We start from the raw sequence: 21,321 nt of genomic DNA, 5'->3' as shown, positions 1-21,321 counted from the left end.
CTTCCTCTATGTTATTCCTCAATATCTTCTTCTATAAATATTTCTTCTTTTTCTTCTTTTGGACCGTTCTTTCCTTTTTCATCTTTATCTTCTAAAAAGCTAAGGTCAAAACCGTCAAATTCTTCTTCATTTCCACTTGATTTTTCATAGAATGAATCAAAGTCGAATTCTTCTTCCTCTTCTTCATTTTCATATTCTTCATTTAAAACAAGTTGAGCTTTTATTTCATCAGAATTTTCTCTAAGTTTAATTTCTTCGCCCTCTTCATCAATAAGTTTAACATCTAAACATAATGATTGTAATTCTTTCATAAGAACTTTAAATGATTCAGGAATACCCGGTTCAGGAATATTTACACCCTTAACGATTGATTCATAAGTCTTAACTCTACCTACAATATCATCACTCTTAACAGTAAGCATTTCTTGTAGAGTATGGCTTGCTCCGTACGCCTCTAGCGCCCAAACTTCCATTTCTCCGAATCTTTGTCCACCAAATTGTGCTTTACCACCAAGCGGTTGTTGAGTAACTAATGAGTATGGTCCGATAGACCTTGCGTGAATTTTTTCATCAACCAAGTGGTGAAGTTTTAACATATACATATAACCAACAGTTACAGGATTGTCAAACTCATCTCCAGTTCTACCATCTCTAAGTCTTATCTTTCCGGATTCAGGACAACCTGCAAGTCTTAACGCATCAAGTACATCAAAATCACTTGCTCCGTCAAATACCGGTGTAGCAACTTTCCAACCAAGTCTTTTAGCTGCAAGTCCTAAATGAACTTCAAGCACCTGTCCAATGTTCATACGAGAAGGTACCCCTAGTGGATTAAGAACTATTTGTAATGGAGTTCCGTCAGGTAAGAATGGCATATCTTCTTGAGGCATAATTCTTGAAATAACCCCTTTATTACCATGCCTACCACACATTTTATCCCCTACATTAATCTTTCTCTTTGTAGCTACATAAACTCTAACTACTTCATTTACTCCAGGTGGTAATTCATCTCCATTTTTTCTGCTATAACATTTAACATCTACAACTATACCAGTTTCTCCGTGAGGAACTCTTAAAGAAGTATCTCTAACTTCACGAGCCTTTTCTCCAAAGATTGCTCTTAAAAGTCTTTCTTCAGCACTTAACTCAGTTTCTCCCTTAGGTGATACTTTACCAACTAAAATATCTCCTGAATTAACTTCAGCACCAATTCTGATGATACCATTTTCGTCTAAGTTCTTTCTCATATCTTCACCGATATTTATAACATCTCTTGTGATTTCTTCAGAGCCTAATTTAATTTCACGAGCCTCACATTCATGTTCTTCAATATGCAATGAAGTTAAAATATCATCTATAACAAGTTGTTCATTTAACAGCATCGCATCTTCGTAGTTATAACCTTCCCAGTTCATGAATGCCATTAAAATATTTTTACCAAGTGCAATTTCTCCATTTTCAGTTGAAGGCCCATCAGCAATGATATCTCCAGCTTTAATTCTGTCATTTTCATTTACAATAGGTCTTTGGTTAATTGTTGTACCTTGGTTTGAACGTTTGAATTTAAGTAATCTATACTTATCAACAACATTATCTAAATCTCTTTTTATATGAATTTCATCACTATCAACTTTAGTAACAATTCCTGAATTTTTAGCAATAATAACAACACCACTATCTCTTGCAGCTTTATACTCAATACCAGTTCCTACAACAGGAGCCTCAGTAACAAGTAGTGGCACTGCTTGTCTTTGCATGTTAGAACCCATCAACGCACGAGTCGCATCGTCGTTTTCAAGGAAAGGAATCATTGCAGTACCTACAGATACAATTTGTTGTGGAGAAACGTCCATAAGTTGAATCATATCTCTTGGATAAATATCATTTTCGCCATTAATACCACGACCACTAACTCTTTCGTTTACAAAACGACCATTTTCATCAAGTGGCTCATTAGCTTGAGCGATAATAACTTCATCTTCTTCATCTGCAGTTAAATAAACAATATCCTTTGTAGCAATTCCGTCATTTACAACACGATATGGAGTTTCTATAAATCCATATTCATCAACTCTTGCATAAGTTGTAAGAGAAGTAATAAGACCGATATTTGGACCTTCAGGAGTTTCTATCGGACAGATTCTTCCGTAGTGGCTTTCATGAACGTCTCTAACTTCGTATCCCGCTCTATCTCTGCTAAGACCACCAGGTCCTAATGCTGATAATCTTCTCTTATGAGTAAGTTCTGCAAGTGGATTGTTTTGGTCCATAAATTGTGATAACTGTGAAGAACCGAAGAACTCTTTTAAAGACGCAACAAGAGGTCTAATATTGATTAAACCTTGCGGAGTTGCTAAGTCAGGGTCTTGAGTTGACATTCTTTCTCTAACAACTCTTTCCATTCTTGACAAACCAATTCTAAATTGATTTTGTAAAAGCTCTCCAACAGCTCTAACTCTTCTATTTCCTAAATGGTCAATATCATCACAAATTCCAAGACCATAGAATAAGTTAAATTCATAACTTACAGTAGCCTCAATATCATCACGAGTTATATGAGTTGGAGAAAGTTCTTTAACTCTATTTCTGACAGCTCTCTTAACTTGTGTTTCATATTCTTCGCCTTCATATTCTGATGCAGACTCTAAAATTTCCATCATAACAGGATAGTAAATTTTTTCTGAAAGTCCGTTACATTTGATATCAAAACCTAATTCAAACGCACTAATATCAACAAAGTGGTTACCAGTTACGATAATTTCCTTGTCCTCAACCTTAACGTGAACTCTCTTATATCCTGCATTTTCAATTTTTTCAGCAAGTTCTTCTGAAATATATTCTCCAACACTTGCAATTTTTTCCATTTCGCCAAATTTATCTGTCTTAAAAATATCTTCAGCTAAAATAGTTCCAACTAATCTATTTCTTAAAGCTAATTTCTTATTGAATTTATATCTACCAACTTTTGCAAGGTCATATCTTCTTGGGTCAAAAAGTAAATTATGTAATAAACTTTCTCCACTTTCAACAGTTGCCGGGTCTCCCGGTTTTAACTTTCTATAAATTTCAAGAATAGCCTCTTGATAACTCTTTGATATATCTTTTTCCAAAGTAGTATGAAGTTCTTTAATATCTCCGAAGTTTTCAATCATTTCTTCATTTGTTTCATATAACAACGCTCTAATCATAGTTGTTATAGGTAATTTTCTAGTTCTGTCGATACGAACACTAACAACACCATTAGTATCAGTATCATATTCTAACCAAGCACCTCTATTAGGAATAACTGTTGAAGAAAATAGTTTATTACCAGACTTATCAATTTCTTCACCATAATAAACGCCCGGACTTCTAACAAGCTGACTTACAATAACTCTTTCAGCACCATTGATGATAAAAGTTCCATTGTCAGTCATCAAAGGAATTTCACCCATAAAAACTTCTTGTTCCTTAACTTCTCCGGTATTATTATTTGTCAAACGAACATCAACCTTTAGAAGTGTAGAATAGTTCATATCCCTATCCTTACATTCTTGTTCCGAATATTTTGGAGCGTTTTCTAAACGATAATTTAAAAATTCCAACTTCATAGCCTCAGAATAATCTCTGATTGGACTAACATCGTCAAAAACATCTCTAATACCTTGCTTAATAAACCAATCATAACTCTCAGTTTGAATAGCAATTAAGTTTGGAAGATCCAAAACATTTTGAATCTTTGAGTAACTAACCCTTTCTGTGATTCCATACTTTTCAGTATGTGTCATAAAACTTCACCCCTTTGAAAAATTAAAAAAGATAAAAATACATATTATCCCACTATTACATTATTATCTTTAAATTTTACCAGATTTTCTGTAAAATGTAAAGCCTTTTTTTGAAATTTTTTCATTTTTTAGGCAGAAATTGACCTTTGAACCTGATCATTTTAATTTCATATTATGAATACTTTAATTAAATACTATATTATGGTATAATATAGTTGTAAATATATTGTTTTGATAGTTCAATAAATTACTATTTAATATTAATCTAAAGGAGGCAGTTATGAGAAAAAAATGGGTGAATTATTTAACAATCACTATAATAGTATTTTTAATTATATTCTATTATAAAGAAATTTCTCCTATGATATTTATCTGCTTTGGAATAGTATTAGCCTCTCATTTATACGATCTATTTAAAGATAAATTTTAATTTAATTTCAGAATCAAAAAAGGAAGTAATTTTTATCACTTCCTTTATTTGTTTTTTTAATATATTCTATAATTTTATAAACATAACTTAATTTTCTTTAAATAATTTAATATATGAAGTTATATCCGGAAACTTTTCATTTTTCATAAAATCTTCAATTACATATTCATGAGCATAAGCTCCCTTGATTATTTTAAAACGTACTACATTTGATAATTTATCTAAAATATTTCCAGTAAATTTAAAATATTCTTTAGGAATACAGCTATATTCTAACTCATTTTTATTTTTAATATATATTCCTTCATTTGTTATTGATATTACAAACTGACATAATGAGTCCGGATTAAATCTAAGTAACTCAGAATCATAACCATTAGCAACAAATCCGCCTATACTTCCATTTTTATATTCCATAACTATTACTCCTTTCTATACATCTTAACATACTTTAAATAATTCTTAATTATTTTCTAACTTTGACTCCAGTTCTTTTATTGTATTATTTAATTCATCTATTTTAGACAACATTTCTTTATTGTTTTTATTGATTGTTTTCTCCACACTATAAATTGAAAACACAATTGCACAACATTGTATAGATATTAATGCCAAAATTGTTATTTCTGAATTAGACATATAAACACCTCTATTCCTTATGATTTAAAATATTATTATAGATACTTTTACAACTCTTATAACTAAATTATATCCCTTTAATTTAGCGAAGTCAATACTAGATCATATATTTATATAAATAATATAAAATCAATACTCTTAGCACAAAAAACAGTGGTACTAATATTCTAAATTTTAGCTTTTTAGTTTTATGTCTAAATATTTGCATGGATAGAAAAGCACCAATAGAGCCGAACAAAAAAGCTGATAATAATAAGCTATTCTCTGAAATTCTATTCTTGCCTTTTATAGCTTTTCTTTTATCAATATAAAATATTGTAAAAGATATTAAATTCATCATAAAAATTATAGAAATCAATAATTTATAGTTATATAATAAACCACCCAAAAGTAAATATAATATAAAAAAAATTCTCATATACCCTCCTAAACAAAAAGTCGCAACTCAAAAGAGCTACGACCTTATTTAATTAGCTTCGATTATATTTTTCAATGTATGCCAAGCAAGAACTGCACATTTTACTCTTGCAGGCATTGTAGAAATATTTTGAAGAGCTATTGCATCTTTTAGCTTTCTAAGCTCATCTCCCTCAAGTCCTTCTGTAATCATAGCCAAGAATGTTTCACAAAGCTCTTTTGCCTCGTCTAAACTCTTTCCTTTTACTAAGTCAATCATAAGTGATGTTGATGCTTGAGAAATAGCACAGCCAACTCCAACATAAGAGGCATCTTTTATGATTCCGTCCTCAATGTCAAGTTGTAATGTAATTTCATCTCCACAACTAGGATTATGTCCTTTTTCTTCGTGAGTTGGGTGTTGTAAGTATCTCTTATTTTTAGTATTTCTACTTTCTTCTGTTATTATTTCCGTATAAATTTCTCTAATGTCCAAGATGTAATATTCTCCTTACTTCTTTTAGTTTTTCAATGAAATATTCTACTTCTTCTCTAGTGTTATAGAAAGAAAAACTTACTCTGCAAGTTGCATTTTCATTCAAATATCTATGCAAAGGCTCTGCACAATGATGTCCGCTTCTTATAGCTATTCCGAAACTGTCAAGTATTGAAGAAACATCATGAGGATGTGCATCTTTTACATTAAAAGCTATTACAGGACATCTATTCTCTTTTGTTGTAGTATAAGTCTTTACAAAATCCAACTTTTTCATTTCTTCAAAAGCAAAATCCATAAGTTCTTTTTCTATCTTTTCTATATTTTCAAATCCAATTTCTTCTAAATAGTCGATAGCTGTTCCAAGTGATGCAACTGCCCCAACATTTTGTGTTCCCGCCTCAAACCGACCGGCAGGTAAAAGATAAGTTGAATAATCTTCATAAACATATTCTATCATATCTCCACCAAAAAGGAATGGATTCATTTCTTTTAAAACTTCAAATTTTCCATAAAGCACACCGACTCCCATTGCACTAAGCATTTTATGTCCGGAAAAAGCTAAAAAATCTGCGTCCAATTCTTGAACATCAAGCTTTTTATGTGCAACAATTTGTGATGCGTCAAGCAATACTTTTGCTCCGTTTTTATGAGCAATTTCAACGATTTTTTTAACATCAGGCATTGTAGCAACTACATTTGATGCACAAGTTATACAAACTAATTTTACTTTTTTTGAAATTTTTTCTTCAAAAGATTTCATATCAAGTTGAAAATCTTCATCAAGATAAATATAGTTAAGTTTAGCACCTGTTTTTTCAGTTAAAAATTGCCAAGTACATAAATTACTATGATGCTCCATAATGCTAAGCATTATTTCATCATCTTTTTGTAAATTTTTAAGTCCATAAGCATAAGCGACTAAATTAAGTGCCTCACTTGCATTTTTAGTAAAAATTATTTCAGTAGTTCTCTTTGCATTAAGAAAATTTTTAACTTTCTTTCTAGTTCCCTCATAAATTTCAGTCGCAGACATACTAAGGTAATGACTACCTCTGTGAGGACTTCCATTTTGATATGAGTAATAATTTGTTATGGTATCAATAACAGCTTGTGGCTTTTGGCTTGTGGCTGCATTGTCAAGATAAATAACTTTTTTACCAACTTTTTCTTCGTTTAAATACGGAAAATCTTTTCTAATTTCAAGAACAGTTTTAGTCATATTATACCTCCGCAAGTTTTTCTGCTAAAGTTGTATAAACTCTCTTTCTTACTTCTTCATTATCTATTAAGTCGATAACTTCGGCAAATTGTGATTCTAAGATTAATCTCTTAGCATCTGACTCACTAAATCCACGACTCATAATGTAGAATAATATATCTTCATCAATTTTTCCTGCACTTGCTGCATGAAGTCCTTCAACATCATCTTCAGTACAAAGTAGGATTGGAACTGCAACATTTCTTATATCATCAGAAAGTAATGTTACATACTCTTGTTCTGATCCTTTTGACTTTGATGAGCCACGTTTGAAGTCAATAGTCGCTCTACAAATTTTTTCTGCCTTATCAGTTAAAGCTCCTTTAACAACTAAAGCGTATTTTGTAGAATTTCCTCTTTGATTTGTAATATAATTAAAATCTAATTTTTGTTCTTTCTTACCAAAATATATTGAACTGACATTAACATTTGAATCTTTTTCAACAAGGTCGCCTATATAAGAAACATAGTTTCCTCTACCGCCTAAATCTACTTGAACGAATTCAACATTTGCTCCCTCTTTAACTTTGTAGTAAACACTTTGAATACTCAAAACATCTAAAGAAAATCTTTGAGAGATACAAATTTTTACATTACTATTTTTTCCCGCCTCAACTTCAATGATTGAATGTCTAAAGCCTTCAAAATTTTCTTTTGTAAAATAGTCCAAGTTTAAATTTAAAGTTGAATTTTCACAAGCCTTTATCTTTATAATATCAACTAATTGATTATTTTCTTTATTTAATTCCAACTCAACAACTTTATTTAGAGCATTATCTTTAGTTGAAACAAAATCCATTTCTAAATTTTTAAAAACTTTTAAAGTTTCAGTTAATTCTTTAGAAAATGAAAATTCTTCATAAGAAAAATCAAGATTTTTCTTTTCACAATTCATTAATGAATAAGCCTTTGGCTCTAAATTAGGTAGTGTTACCTCTGTATTATTAACTCTCGCCTTGTTCCAAGTATTACTTGGTATAAAATTTCCTCTCATACAGACACCCCCTAACCAATAGTTCCTTCAAGTTCAAGATTAATCAAAGCATTCATTTCAACTGCATATTCCAAAGGTAATTCCTTTGCAATAGGTTCAGCAAAGCCTCTAACAATCATAGCTTTTGCCTCTTCTTCAGGAATACCACGACTCATTAGGTAGAAGATTACATCATCATCAATTCTACCAATCTTCGCCTCATGTCCTAAGTCAATATCTGAAGTTTGAATATCTATAACCGGAATTGTATCTGACTGAGATTCTTGGTCTAACATTAAAGATTCACAAGTTACAGTTGATTTACATCCCGGACAATTTGGTTTAACACTTACAAGTCCTCTGTAAATCGCAACTCCTCCGCCTTTAGAGATAGACTTTGAATTGATTGATGAGCTTGTTCTTGGAGCTGCATGAATTACTTTTGCTCCGGTGTCAAGATATTGGTCTTTACCAGCAAAAGTTATTCCTGTAAATTCACTCTTTGCGCCTTCTCCTCTTAACACGCTCATAGGGTATAACAAGCTTACCTTTGAGCCAAATGAACCTGAAACCCATTCAATAGTTCCGTTTTCATCAACAATGGCTCTCTTTGTATTTAAGTTATACATATTTCTTGACCAGTTTTCTATTGTAGAATATCTTAAAGTCGCATTTTTCTTTACAAAAAGCTCAACAGCACCGGCGTGAACATTTAATACATTGTATTTTGGTGCAGAACAGCCTTCAATGAAATGGCAATATGCACCTTCTTCAATAATAATTAAAGTATGTTCAAATTGTCCGGCTCCAGGAGCATTAAGTCTAAAATATGATTGTAATGGGATACTAACATTTACTCCCTTAGGAACGTAAACGAAAGAGCCACCACTCCAAACTGCATAGTGTAATGCAGCATATCTATGGTCCTCAGGTTTTATACAAGTCATAAAATATTCTTTTATTATGTCAGGATATTCTCTTACAGCTGTTTCAAAATCTGTATAGATAACCCCTTGATTTTTCATTTTCTCAGTTAAGCTGTGGTAAACAACTTCACTATCATATTGAGCTCCAACACCTGAAAGTTCTCTTTTGTATTCAGCCTCAGGAATACCAAGTGCATCAAAAGTCCCCTTAATATCTTCAGGTAACTCATTCCAATCTTCACTCATCTTTGCATCAGGACGAATGTAAGTTGTAATTTCATTTATATCAACAGGAGATAAATCAGGTCCCCAATTTGGATTTTTAGAATTTTCAAAAACTTCTAATGCTTTAAGTCTAAATTCCAGCATCCATTCAGGTTCATTTTTCTCCTTAGAAATTTGCATAACAATATCACGAGTCAAGCCTTTTTCAGTTTTTGAATAATATCTTACCTCGTTTTTTATATCATAGACACCTCTGTCCATTTCCTCTACTTGTGTTTTTTTTCTTTCTGATGTCATAACTACACCTCTTGTTCAATCCAAGCATAACCTTCATTTTGAATTTTATCAATCAAAGATGCGTCAGATGTTTTAACTATTTTTCCATTGTATAGAACGTGAACATAATCCGGTTTAATTCTTGATAAAATCGCTCTATGGTGAGTTATAATCAAAATAGATTTATTTTCGTTTTTAAATCTTTCAACATTTTCAGAAACAATTCTAACAGCATCAATATCAAGACCTGAATCAGTTTCATCTAACATTACAAATGAAGGATTTAACATAACCATTTGTAAAATTTCTGCCTTTTTCTTTTCTCCACCGGAAAAACCGACATTCAAATATCTTTGAGAATAAGCTGTATCCATAGTTAAGCTTTCCATCTTTTCTTCAAGTTCTCTTTGAAATTCAACAACACTTTCTTTTTCTCCTGTTATTGACATTCTTGATGCTCTAATGAAATTAGAAACAGTAACTCCGGGAACTTCTTCAGGATTTTGGAAAGACATAAACATACCAAGTTTTGCTCTTTCGTCAGCTCTTAATTCGTTTATATTTTCTCCTTTAAAGATTATATCTCCACTTGTAACTTCATACTTCGGATGTGCCATAATTGAGTTAGTAAGTGTTGATTTGCCGGCACCATTAGGTCCCATAATAACATGAACTTTTCCCTCAAAAATATCCAAGTCGATACCTTTTAAAATTTCCTTATCTCCAACATTAACATGAAGATTTTTAACCTCTAATATTTTCATATATATCTACCCCTTATAATAAGTATTTAAGCTCAGCTTATTTGTTAATACCCAAAGGGCAAGACAAATAAACTGAATATGTACAACCTTCAAATATTAAAGGTTTAAAAATTTCTAACTAATAAAATTGTCAATAGTCCGTCTTCAGAATAAGAAACAATAGCCTCATCAACCATAGAACCCAAAGTATCTATATTGGAACTATCACAACCTGTGCTACCAACCCCAACCAAAGTATCGTAATAATTTTCAAACTCCGGAAGTCTTACAGAATTTGAAATTCTGTTTAACTCTTCCAAGTCCTCAGGCTTTATCTTAACATTTCCTTCAGCAATAACAACTAAAGAATCTTTTTTTATCTTAAAATCTATTCTTAAATCTTGAACTCTTTTACTAAAATAGTAATGAACAAGTCCACTAACAATTAATTTAGCACAATTTTCTTCGTATTTTATAGTATTCAAAACAATTACTCTCCCTTTTCATCAAAAAATCTAGAATTTCTAATTGCCTCAAAAATCGGAACTAAAGTTGCGGCAACAAATCCACCGGAGAAACCATTATTATAAAGATTCAAACCTCCATGAAGAAGTCCTACACTTGAAACAATGGAAACGTGGCAAAAACCGGCAACCATTCCGGCAAATATTCCATATTCCCCTGCAACAGGAGCTAAGTTTGTAGCAAACAAAATCGTAACAGTTGCAGAAACGCTATGTGGGTCATAAATATTCAAAAAGTAGGCAATTAATGTTCCAACTAGAATTGGCAATACGTTTTTGATATGTTTACCAAAAATTCCAAACCCGAAAACAGTAAAAATTCCACCAAGAATTGGACCGTTTAAAGGCTGATTCATAAGTAAAACATAGGTAGTATATATAATTCCAAGAGTTGCCATATTAATCATACTGACACCCCTACCATAAATATTCCCAAAATCAGATGGAGCTCTACCACTATTCTTTAAAAGATTTCCTAAGTTTTTAAAACTAAAACCGTTTAAATAAAAACCTAGAGCAAAAACTATAAAGAAAAATATGTACATTATAATCGCTATTTGTAGATTTCCTTTACTAACTATATTTACATTTTTTACTTCCAAATAAAAAGATTTAAAAATACCTTGAATAAAAAGTCCTATAACACCACAAGTAAAACCGATATTATATAAACTATAACCTTGATGAAAACGTAAAAACGACGCCGAAAGAGCAGGAATAGCCATTCCAATCAAAATACCAACGGCATACGAAATTAAAAAACCTTTGGCAAAAGGCAATCCAATACCAAAACAAATATAACTTACGACAGGCCCTAGAGCAGTACCAAACAAACTGTTCATAGTCAAAGTATTAAATTTTAATCCCTCGATTTTAGCATAAAGATAAACACCAAAAGTTATAGGAATTGTGTTAAATAAATTTTTCCCAAAAAGAGAAAATCCGAAAAGTGTAAAAAGAGCAGCTATGATTGGCCCTGTTAGTAATTGCTTTCTTCTCCACAACACAAAAGATGCCAACAACATAAGCATTCCGGCATTCAAAAATGTCGCACCAATCCCCCCTACTGACATATAGTCTGTAAGCAAATGACTCGGTGATTGTAAAATTTTAATGTAACCATCTAAAATTTCTTTAGGACTATCAAAAAACAATCCAATTAACATTGCTAAAATAGAAAATATAAATATCGCATCATATCTATAATGGTTCTTTACATATATCTTTTCTCTACTCAATACTTTCCTCCAAAATTTTCTCACATATATTGTAACATATAAAAAAAGAAATGTGAACAGATAAAGCACTTAAATATAAAAAAGATTATAAATTTTAGTTACATCACAAAATTTATTTTACTTCTTGTCGATATTTATTATTAAAAATAGTCAATAAAGAACAATTATTTTCATAAAACAATAATCAATTAAATATAGTTTAGCAAGATAATTTAAAGATTTATTTATATTTAAAGACGTTTACGTCGCCAATAAAATTATACAACTTTTAATAATATTTTTCAAGAAAAAAATTATACTCTTAAAAAGATATGGTATATATTTTTTTATTAATTTATGATAAAATAAATATGAATTTACGATTATTGTGCAAAAGAATATTTATTTCATCATATTTACCTATTTAAATTTATCAAAATGGAAATATGTTCAAATAAATATGATTTTGCAATTCTTGTGCAAAATAAATAAGGAGGTAATTTTATGAATTTTTTTATAAATAAATTTTTTTCTTCTATCAAAGAAGAATTTGAAAAAGTAGATAAAGAAAACGAATCTGAAAATAAAGAAAATTTTTTCCAATCTCATCAAAGAAAAAAAGTTAAAACAAACGGCTCTGTTTTTTTACCGAGTTTGATTTTTATGATTTTAGTTTCTTCTATATATTTTTATATAGCATTACCAATAATAAATTTTAGACATATTTCTTTTTACTTTTTCCTTGGAATTATTGCAATTAGCTTTGTTATTTTTTCAAGTATGTTGGAAGATATAAAAAATATAAATGATAAATTTAGTAAAAGTCTTAGAAAAATTTTACTATATGTTTTGGGAATATCAGTAGGATTTTATGGTTTTGCATTTTTAATATCTTCTCCGGTTTTTAATGCGAAAAAATATTCTGCTCTAATAAACAAACAAGAAGGAATTTTTAAAGACGACGTAAAGCCTATAAACTTTAATCAAATTCCGGTTGTTGACAAATCAACTGCCGAAAGATTGGGCTCAAGAAAACTTGGAGAAATCGGTGGAGATTTAGTTTCACAATACGACATTGATCCGACATATCCACAAATAAATATTAAGGGCAAGCCTTTTAGAGTAACTCCTCTTACTTATTCGGGAATTGTTAAATGGTTTGTAAACCAATCAAAGGGTCTTGGACACTACGTTTCTGTTGATATGGCAAGTCAAGATACAAAACTTGTAAAACTTGAAAAGCCTATTTTTTACAGTTTTTCAGATAAATTTAACAGAAATATAAAAAGACATATTCGTCTTAAAAGACCGACTTATATAATCGGAGAAATAAATTTTGAAATAGATGATGAAGGCAATCCGTTCTGGGTTGCATCCGTTCTTAAACCTACAATTAATTTAGTAGGAGGTATGGATGTAAGTAAAGTTTTAATCGTAGATGCAAATTCAGGAGAAATTAAGGAATATGATAAAAAAGATGTTCCTGCTTGGGTGGATAGAGTTTATCCTGCAGAAATGATTGAAGAACAATTAACTTATAACGGTGTTTACAAAAATGGTTTTATAAATAAATATATAAAGCAAACAGGTGTTACAAAGCCGACTAAAGGATATAATTATCTTTCTATCGGAGAAGATATTTATTTCTATACAGGTATAACTTCCGTTCTTTCCGACAAATCAAATATAGGTTTTGTACTTGTAAATATGAGAACAAAGGAAACAAAATTCTATCCTGTTTCATCAGCAGAAGAATTTTCAGTTATGGAAAGTGCAAAGGGTAGCGTTCAAGAAAAAGGATATTCTTCAACATTCCCTATTCTAATAAACTTAAATAACAGACCGACATATTTTATGAGCTTAAAAGATGGTGCAGAACTTACAAAACTTTTTGCACTTATAGATGCACAAAAATATCAAAGCGTTGCAGTCGGTAGCGATATAAACGAAGTAGTTAAAAACTACAACAAATTAAACGCAGACTTAATCGACCCTAACGCTGATAACAATTCTGCAGTTGAAAGAACAATTAAGGAAATAAAAGCCATAAACATTGAAGGAAACACATTCTTCTACTTTACAACCAAAGAAGATAATTTAATATATATCGCTGGAGTTTCAGTTTCAAACGATTTAATCTTTGCAAAAGAAAATGATAAATTTAAAATTTCAGGCTATAAAAACGAAGACGGAACATTTAATGTTACAGGCGTAAAAAAATAAGTATTTTAAAAGGTTATGCGCGGGCATAACCTTTTAATTTAATTCCAAGTAAAATTTCTAATTGAATCTATCCAATCATACATTGTACAATTTCTTGTTTTCATAATATTTTAATCCATTATCTCTCCTCTATAAAGAGATCTATCAACATAATATGGATTTGAGCCTAGATGTTTTGCATATTTAATCAAATCAGTATCAGACAAACTTTTATCATCTAAATTGGGTTTATTCCAAAAACTCCAATATACCCATTCCATTATATCTCTAGCCCTAATATCTTTAGAAAATTCATAAGATAAAATCCTAGCACCACATAAGCTACACACCAAGGTTTATTATCTTGAGATTCTTTTGGATCCATGGGCAAAATCTTTTCTACAGGATAATTTGAAGATCTTAAAGCGGGCTTCTCGTTAATATTTCTAACCTTTATTTTTAACAAAGGCTTACTTATATCAGAATATATGGCATCTTTAAAACTTCTAAAACCTTGTTCTTCAATTTTTACAATATCAAGAGTATCAGCACCACCAGTAGAACTATACTTTGTCTCAAATCTATATTTCCCAGTTTTTTTATTTAAATCATCTATTACTTTCATGAAATCTTTATCTGTGCTCGCAGTCCATGTCAATTTCCCTGTTTTAGGATTTTCAAAAACATCAAGCACTTGTACACAATTACCTTTTACATAAATAGGAAATTTAGTAGCTATAAACTTATCTTCATCAACGCTATATATTCCATAAGGTTCCCCAACAATAATATCAGAACCTAAAAATTTTTTTAACTCATCTCTTCCAAAAAAATTTTCCCAATTATTTCTTATATAATCTAAAATCTCATCACTATACTCTCCTCTCTGAACTTGAAGAGAACATTCATTATTTTCACTAGCAAAAATTGTTTTATTACTAAAATTTAAACAAAAAGCTATTAAAATAATTAAAATATATCTTAAGAATTTTTTCATGATTTTCTCTCCTAACTTTATTCGAAATATAACTATAAAAAACTTAAAACAATAACTAATAAAATTATTTATCTCTGTTCTTATACCTCTTAGGATTATTACACTTCATAAAAATCATCCTACATAATAAATATATCAATTAATTTTATTCAAAATAACACTTTATTGTATTTTATCATATAAAATTAAATTTGTCAAATATTTAAACTTTTCCACTGCGTTAAAATATCTAATTTATTAAATTCACTATTTTAAAATTCTTATTTTAAAATTCTTATATAATTTTCCCTTCCATTAGGAAAATTCTAAAATCAATCTCCCCATTTCTTCCATTCCACAATATTTCATAATTAATCGGAGTAAATCCTGCATTTTTGAAATAATTTTCCATTTCCGCTCTTGAAAAACCATCATGTCCGTCAAAGTTTGGAAAATCTTTATGAAAATCTGGAGAAACTGTATCTAAATCCATTATAATGATTTTTCCATCATCTTTTAAATGTTCTTTTAACAATTTAAGCTCTGCATCAACATCAACAATATGATGAAAAGCAGTTAAACTATAAATAAAATCATATTTTTTATCTGAATTTTCTAAAAATTTTTCATCATTTATACTTATATTTTCTATTTTCATTTCATTGATTCTCTTTAAAGATTCCTCTCTCATCTTTAAAGACATATCCATGCAATCTACCTCTTTTAAGTCTTTAGAAAACAAAGTTGCCAAAAGTCCATCGCCTGAGCCTATTTCAAGAGCCGTTTTTTCTTTAAGATTTTCCCCTAAATACTTAAACATTTTTTCATAAATAGTAAAGGTACGATTTTCTCTTTCTTTAGTATTCCAAACCTTAGCCACTTCATCAAAATAATTATTACTCATATAACCTCCTATTTTGTATGTCTAGAAAGCCAAGGAATACATCTGTTGACTCTTTTACAATAAGCAATATATTCATCTCCAAAAATTTCTTTAAGCCATACCTCTTCCGTTTTCTTAACCAAAACAGTTAAAAGTCCCCAATAAAGCGGAATTGTAAACAAAAAATATAAATTATTTGAAATAAAACTAGCTCCCCAACAACAAAACATAAATGCAGAGTAAATTGGATTTCTAACAAAAGCAAAAACTCCAGTTGTAACTAACTTCATCTCTTTTACATTTCTTGAAATTTTTGACTGAAAAACAGCGCTGACCCAAAGTACAATCCCAACAAGCATACATACAATACCTATAATCATAAAAGGAATTTTTAAAAACGGAACAATTCCACTTTTGAAATATCCTTTATTTTGTAAAAATACCAAAATATTTGTTAAGATTATTATAATACCCACATAAATAGGTCCAATTCCTAAAATCGATAATTTTTCTCTTTTCATAACTTGCTCCTTATAATAGTAACTATAATAAATATAACACAAAGGATAAATAATATCAACAAAAAAATTACACAAAAAAAGAATGTTCATATTTCTATAAACATTCTTATTTTCAAATTTAAAAACTATTTTGCATAGTCAACAACTCTTGTTTCCCTAATTAAATTAACTTTAATTGTTCCGGGATACTCAAGTTCTTCTTGTATTTTCTTAATTATTTCTTTTGAAGTTAATAACATCTTATCTTCATCAAGAATTTCCGGTTTAACCAATACTCTTATTTCACGTCCAGCTTGAATTGCAAAAGATTTTTCAATTCCTTCGAATGAATTTGCAATAGCCTCAAGATTTTCTAAACGTTTAATATAATTTTCAACTGATTCACGTCTAGCACCAGGTTTTGCAGCTGAGATAGCATCTCCTGCTTGCACCAAAAGTGCTTCAACAGTTGAAGGTTCAACATCATTATGATGTGCTTCAATACAATGGATAACTTCACGTTTTTCTTTGTATTTCTTAGCCATCTGAACACCTAATTCTACGTGATTTCCTTCCATTTCGTGATCTATAGCCTTACCTATATCATGTAATAGACCACCTCTTTTAGCAATCTTAACATCAGCTCCTATATCAGCAGCTAACATTCCAGCCATATGAGCAACTTCTATTGAATGTTTTAAAACATTTTGTCCATAAGAAGTTCTGTATTTTAATCTTCCTAAAAGTTTTATAAGTTCAGGGTGTAATCCATGAATATTAGTTTGATCACAAGCATCTTCACCTGCGATTCTAATACTATTTTCAACTTCTTGTTTTGATTTTTCAATCATTTCCTCAATTCTAGTTGGGTGGATTCTTCCGTCATTAATTAATTTTTCAAGTGCAAGTCTTGCAATCTCTCTTCTAACAGGGTCAAAAGAAGATAAAACAACAGCTTCTGGAGTATCGTCGATAATCAAATCTACTCCTGTCAAACTTTCAAATGTTCTTATATTTCTTCCCTCTCTACCAATAATTCTACCCTTCATCTCATCGTTAGGTAAAGTTACAACACTAACCGTAGATTCTGCAACATGGTCTGCTGCATATCTTTGAATAGCAGTTCCAATAATATATCTGGCATTTCTTTCTGCATTATCTTTTGCATTTTGTTCAATCTCTCTTATGATATTTGCAGCGTCCTTTATACTTGCTTGTCTAACTTCTTCAAGTATAATTTCCTTAGCCTCTGCTGATGATATATTCGCAACCCTTTCAAGTTCTTCTTTTTGTTTTTCAACTAATTTTTCAATTTCAGTTTCTTTAACTTCTAAAGCTTTCAATTCTTTATTTAAACGTTCATTTTTCTTATCCAAATTTTCATTTTTCTTATCTAAATTTTCTTCTTTAGTAATCAAACGACGTTCTAACTTTTGAATTTCATTTCTTCTTTCTCTATTTTCCTTATCACTTTCTTGTTTAATTCTATGCGCCTCTTCCTTAGCCTCAACTAATTTTTCTTTCTTTTTAGTTTCAGCCTCCTTAACCGCATCTTCAACAATTTTCTTCGCATGATTTTCAGCACCGTTTATAAGTTTTTCAGAAGTCATTCTTCTAAAAAAATAGCCAACAACAGCACCAACAATCAAGAAAATAGGCATCATTAAAAATTCCTTTGGCATTAGTTTCACACCTCCTCATATTAAATTTTCAAGTTACAATTATCAAATTATTATTCCTTAAAATTAAACGTGATTTCTCACAATTACTATTTTACAACTTTTTTTACTTTTTGTCAATTTAAAATATTTAACAAATAAATATCCACTGTTATGATACAATTGATGTGAGACCAAGGGTACAAAAAAAAGAGAATATCCTGTATAATTATTAAAACAAAAAAATTAACTAGAAAGGAACTCTCTTTTATGAATAATATTATATCACAAAATCAAGAAAATATAAAACACAACCAACGTTATATCCCTCATTTACTTCAAACAAGATACCACGCTGTTAAAACTTACAGAAACGGCAATTCTGTTAGCTTTGTTTGTAGAAGATATAAAATATCCAAAGCCTCTCTTATGCGTTGGAATAAAAGATTTGATGGCTCTATTGAATCCCTTAAGGATAAATCTCATAGACCTTTATCTAAACACCCTAATTCTCATACCGATACTGAAATTTATTGGATTAAAAATCTCATTAGAAGAAATCCTAATATTTCTTTGATTGAACTTTACGCTAAACTTAAACTAAATAAAGGTTATACTAGACACCCTTGCTCTCTTTTTAGGTTTCTTAGAAAACTTGGATTTTTTAAAGACGTTAAACAGCCTTCCAAACCCTATGTTCCTAAACCTTATCATACTCCTACTAAAATTGGTGTTAAAATGCAACTTGATGTTAAATATGTTCCTAATTCTTGTTATGTTGGTAAATATCCCGATAAATTCTACCAATATACGATTATTGACGAAGCTACTCGCGAAAGGTTTATTTATCCTTTTAAGGAACAATCTTCTTATAGTACTGTTACTTTTGTTAAAATGGCTATTAAATACTTTGGTTATATTCCTGAAATTATTCAAACCGATAATGGCTTTGAATTTACACATTTTAAAGATACTAAAAGAGTTCATCCTTTTGACAAACTATGTAACGAATTGGGTATTAAACATCAATTAATCAGACCTAGAACGCCTAGACACAATGGAAAGGTTGAAAGAAGTCATAGAAATGACAATGAAAGATTTTATAGTAATCTATCTTTTTATTCTTATGAAGATTTGATTGTACAAATGAAAAAATATCTCTATAAATCTAATAGATTACCTATGCAAACTTTAAATTGGCTCTCACCTATTGAAAAACGTAAAGAATTATTAGAATTAAAGGAGAATTAATTCTCCTTTAATTCTAACATACAGGTTATATTTTTTTATAATTTTTGGTCTCACATCATTTACAAATGTACAAAATATTTAACAAATAAATATCCACTTAAAACAAAAACTTCGTAAAAAATAATTTTAAACGAAGTTTTATAACAAAATATTATTTATTTATCAAATCTGGTTTAAATGTTGGAACTATATCTTTTAATATATCTGTAATATCTTTTTTATCCAAAGTATTTTTAACTTTATCAAGTCTTTCAAGACCGTCTTTTAGTGCTTCTACATCATGAACTATCGGTTTTTCTATAAATATTTTTTCATACTCAGTTGCTACTGAATTTTCCAAATTTAATAGAAGTTCTTCATAAAGTTTTTCTCCCGGCCTAAGTCCGGTAATCTTTATATCAATGTCCTTATAAGGCTCAAAGCCTGAAAGCCTGATAAGATTCTTAGCCAAATCAATTATCTTAACCGGTTCACCCATATCAAGTATAAAGATTTCTCCACCTTTTGCTATCGCTCCGGCTTGTAATACAAGTTGACAAGCCTCAGGAATAGTCATAAAGTATCTTATTATATCCTCATGAGTAACCGTAACAGGTCCACCCTCTTTTATTTGATTTATGAAAAGAGGAATAACCGAACCGTTAGAGCCAAGAACATTTCCAAATCTAACTGCAACAAATTCAGTCTTTGATTTTTCATTAAAAGTTTGAACTAACATTTCACAAACTCTCTTTGTCGTTCCCATTACAGACGTTGGATTTACAGCCTTATCTGTTGAAATCAAAACAAATTTTTCAACGCCATGTCTATCACAGGCATTTAAAACATTTAGAGTTCCGAAAATATTATTCTTTATTGCAGAAGTTGAACTGTTTTCCATAAGTGGAACATGTTTATGTGCAGCTGCATGGAAAACTACATTAGGTTTATATTTTTCAAATATAATATCCATTCTAACTGCATCTCTTATAGATTCAATTTCTACAACCAAGTCCAAATCTTTATAATGTCTTAACAATTCCATTTGAATTTCGTAGGCATTATTTTCATAAATATCCAAAATTATCAATCTTTTCGGATTGAATTTTGCGATTTGCCTACAAAGTTCAGAACCAATAGAGCCTCCTCCACCGGTTACTAAAATTGTCTTATCTCCTAAGAAATCATTAAGTATCTCTTGGTCCAATTTAATTTCATCACGTCCAAGCAAATCCCCGATTTCAACATCTCTTAAATCTCTTACATTTAACTTATTATCGTCAATCAATTCATACATTCCGGGAATTATTTTTACCTTCATAGAAAGTTTTGAACAAATATCTGAAATATCCTTTTGAACTTCTCTACTAGCTGAAGGCATAGCTAAAATAACCTCATCAACCCTATATTCACTTATAGCTGAGATAATTTTTTCTTTTCCTCCGATAACAGGAATTCCCAAAAGTTCAGTTCCTATTTTATTTTTATCATCGTCAATAAATGCAACTACTTTATATCCAAGCTCTTTATGTTTTCTAAGTTCACTTAACATTAAAACTCCAGCATCTCCTGCTCCGATTATCAAAACCCTTTTAACCTTATCAACCGGAATAGAAAAAACTAAATTTTTTCTAGCTTGTGAAAGGTATCTGGTTCCTGTAACAAAAAACATATCTATTACAAATACAAGAGCTATAACGCTTCTTGGAAATCCAACATTCATTGAGATTAAAAACATTCCTGTAACTACATTTGCAACGGTTATGGCCATAAAAATTTTAAATAACTCTTTAAAATCAGCATATCTCCACATCGTTCTATAAAGTCCAAACAATACAAATATAATAATTTTTATTAAAATTATAGGAACTATCCACCTAACATACATATTCCAGTAACTAGTAGGAATTTTCCAATCAAATTTTAATAGAAAACCTAGATAGTAACAAAGATTAATTACAATTATATCCAATATCATCAAAAAAATTTTTCTAGCCAT

The 21,321-nt window shown here is 30.0% G+C and carries 20 protein-coding genes; 3 read left to right on the top strand and 17 right to left on the bottom strand.

The features are described 5' to 3' along the window. Nucleotides 1-11: 11 nt before the first annotated feature. The gene (locus ACKTSI_RS01240; protein WP_407862933.1) at nucleotides 12-3,767 is read right to left on the bottom strand and encodes a DNA-directed RNA polymerase subunit beta; all 3,756 of its coding nucleotides are present in this window, start codon (nucleotides 3,765-3,767) and stop codon (nucleotides 12-14) included. Nucleotides 3,768-4,047: 280 nt separating this feature from the next. Between ACKTSI_RS01240 and ACKTSI_RS01235 the strand changes: the two genes are divergently transcribed. Next, entirely contained in the window at nucleotides 4,048-4,197 is a 150-nt protein-coding gene (locus ACKTSI_RS01235; RefSeq protein WP_288868722.1) for a hypothetical protein, read from the top strand. Nucleotides 4,198-4,284: 87 nt separating this feature from the next. On the opposite strand, the gene ACKTSI_RS01230 is transcribed toward ACKTSI_RS01235, so the two are convergent. From ACKTSI_RS01230 to ACKTSI_RS01185, 10 genes are all read right to left on the bottom strand, one after another. After that, nucleotides 4,285-4,614, bottom strand: a complete 330-nt coding sequence (locus tag ACKTSI_RS01230) for a hypothetical protein (protein ID WP_308576951.1) — start codon at nucleotides 4,612-4,614, stop codon at nucleotides 4,285-4,287. 45 nt (nucleotides 4,615-4,659) lie between these two features. Further along, nucleotides 4,660-4,836, bottom strand: a complete 177-nt coding sequence (locus ACKTSI_RS01225; protein WP_288868723.1) for a hypothetical protein — start codon at nucleotides 4,834-4,836, stop codon at nucleotides 4,660-4,662. Nucleotides 4,837-4,933: 97 nt separating this feature from the next. Beyond that, the gene (locus tag ACKTSI_RS01220) at nucleotides 4,934-5,254 is read right to left on the bottom strand and encodes a DUF1294 domain-containing protein (RefSeq protein ID WP_407862932.1); all 321 of its coding nucleotides are present in this window, start codon (nucleotides 5,252-5,254) and stop codon (nucleotides 4,934-4,936) included. 48 nt (nucleotides 5,255-5,302) lie between these two features. After that, nucleotides 5,303-5,728 carry a Fe-S cluster assembly sulfur transfer protein SufU gene (gene sufU, locus ACKTSI_RS01215; RefSeq protein ID WP_068475087.1) on the bottom strand — a complete coding sequence of 142 codons (426 nt, stop codon included), beginning with the start codon at nucleotides 5,726-5,728 and terminating at the stop codon, nucleotides 5,303-5,305. Further along, on the bottom strand, nucleotides 5,718-6,950 hold the full coding sequence (locus tag ACKTSI_RS01210; RefSeq protein ID WP_288979883.1) for a SufS family cysteine desulfurase: 1,233 nt from the start codon (nucleotides 6,948-6,950) through the stop codon (nucleotides 5,718-5,720). The genes sufU and ACKTSI_RS01210 overlap by 11 nt, the downstream gene beginning before the upstream one ends. A 1-nt stretch (nucleotide 6,951) precedes the next feature. After that, nucleotides 6,952-7,983 carry a SufD family Fe-S cluster assembly protein gene (locus ACKTSI_RS01205; protein WP_068475080.1) on the bottom strand — a complete coding sequence of 344 codons (1,032 nt, stop codon included), beginning with the start codon at nucleotides 7,981-7,983 and terminating at the stop codon, nucleotides 6,952-6,954. Between the two features lie 11 nt (nucleotides 7,984-7,994). After that, on the bottom strand, nucleotides 7,995-9,410 hold the full coding sequence (gene sufB, locus ACKTSI_RS01200) for a Fe-S cluster assembly protein SufB (RefSeq protein ID WP_068475078.1): 1,416 nt from the start codon (nucleotides 9,408-9,410) through the stop codon (nucleotides 7,995-7,997). A gap of 2 nt (nucleotides 9,411-9,412) precedes the next feature. Beyond that, nucleotides 9,413-10,153: a Fe-S cluster assembly ATPase SufC gene (sufC, locus tag ACKTSI_RS01195; protein WP_068475075.1), complete on the bottom strand. Its 741-nt coding sequence runs from the start codon at nucleotides 10,151-10,153 to the stop codon at nucleotides 9,413-9,415. Nucleotides 10,154-10,257: 104 nt separating this feature from the next. Then, nucleotides 10,258-10,617, bottom strand: coding sequence for a hypothetical protein (locus ACKTSI_RS01190; protein ID WP_201275530.1), 360 nt, complete (start codon nucleotides 10,615-10,617; stop codon nucleotides 10,258-10,260). A 5-nt stretch (nucleotides 10,618-10,622) separates the two neighbouring features. Continuing rightward, nucleotides 10,623-11,894 carry a DUF1576 domain-containing protein gene (locus tag ACKTSI_RS01185; protein ID WP_407862931.1) on the bottom strand — a complete coding sequence of 424 codons (1,272 nt, stop codon included), beginning with the start codon at nucleotides 11,892-11,894 and terminating at the stop codon, nucleotides 10,623-10,625. A 483-nt stretch (nucleotides 11,895-12,377) separates the two neighbouring features. Here ACKTSI_RS01185 and ACKTSI_RS01180 point away from each other — a divergent pair, with 483 nt between their 5' ends. After that, nucleotides 12,378-14,096, top strand: coding sequence for a hypothetical protein (locus tag ACKTSI_RS01180; protein ID WP_407862930.1), 1,719 nt, complete (start codon nucleotides 12,378-12,380; stop codon nucleotides 14,094-14,096). A gap of 110 nt (nucleotides 14,097-14,206) precedes the next feature. On the opposite strand, the gene ACKTSI_RS01175 is transcribed toward ACKTSI_RS01180, so the two are convergent. The 5 genes from ACKTSI_RS01175 to rny form a co-directional block, all read right to left on the bottom strand. Next, the gene (locus ACKTSI_RS01175) at nucleotides 14,207-14,356 is read right to left on the bottom strand and encodes a hypothetical protein (RefSeq protein ID WP_407862929.1); all 150 of its coding nucleotides are present in this window, start codon (nucleotides 14,354-14,356) and stop codon (nucleotides 14,207-14,209) included. Beyond that, the gene (locus ACKTSI_RS01170; protein ID WP_407862928.1) at nucleotides 14,356-15,072 is read right to left on the bottom strand and encodes a hypothetical protein; all 717 of its coding nucleotides are present in this window, start codon (nucleotides 15,070-15,072) and stop codon (nucleotides 14,356-14,358) included. Before ACKTSI_RS01170 ends, ACKTSI_RS01175 begins: the two co-directional genes overlap by 1 nt. A gap of 274 nt (nucleotides 15,073-15,346) precedes the next feature. Continuing rightward, nucleotides 15,347-15,955, bottom strand: coding sequence for a class I SAM-dependent methyltransferase (locus tag ACKTSI_RS01165; RefSeq protein ID WP_288979896.1), 609 nt, complete (start codon nucleotides 15,953-15,955; stop codon nucleotides 15,347-15,349). An 8-nt stretch (nucleotides 15,956-15,963) separates the two neighbouring features. Further along, complete coding sequence (locus ACKTSI_RS01160; RefSeq protein WP_068475057.1) at nucleotides 15,964-16,455, bottom strand: isoprenylcysteine carboxylmethyltransferase family protein; 492 nt, start codon at nucleotides 16,453-16,455, stop codon at nucleotides 15,964-15,966. A 125-nt stretch (nucleotides 16,456-16,580) separates the two neighbouring features. Next, entirely contained in the window at nucleotides 16,581-18,116 is a 1,536-nt protein-coding gene (gene rny, locus ACKTSI_RS01155; RefSeq protein WP_407862927.1) for a ribonuclease Y, read from the bottom strand. Between the two features lie 246 nt (nucleotides 18,117-18,362). On the opposite strand from rny, the gene ACKTSI_RS01150 reads away from it, so the two are divergent. Next, the gene (locus ACKTSI_RS01150) at nucleotides 18,363-19,343 is read left to right on the top strand and encodes a DDE-type integrase/transposase/recombinase (protein ID WP_407862668.1); all 981 of its coding nucleotides are present in this window, start codon (nucleotides 18,363-18,365) and stop codon (nucleotides 19,341-19,343) included. A 151-nt stretch (nucleotides 19,344-19,494) separates the two neighbouring features. Here ACKTSI_RS01150 and ACKTSI_RS01145 read toward each other — a convergent pair whose 3' ends face one another. After that, nucleotides 19,495-21,321: a polysaccharide biosynthesis protein gene (locus ACKTSI_RS01145; protein WP_407862926.1), complete on the bottom strand. Its 1,827-nt coding sequence runs from the start codon at nucleotides 21,319-21,321 to the stop codon at nucleotides 19,495-19,497.

Origin of the sequence: Parvimonas parva (assembly GCF_045866535.1) — a bacterium.
Lineage (GTDB): Bacteria > Bacillota > Clostridia > Tissierellales > Peptoniphilaceae > Parvimonas > Parvimonas parva.
Note: the sequence above shows the minus strand (reverse complement) of the source record. Positions and strands in the feature narration are given on the sequence as shown.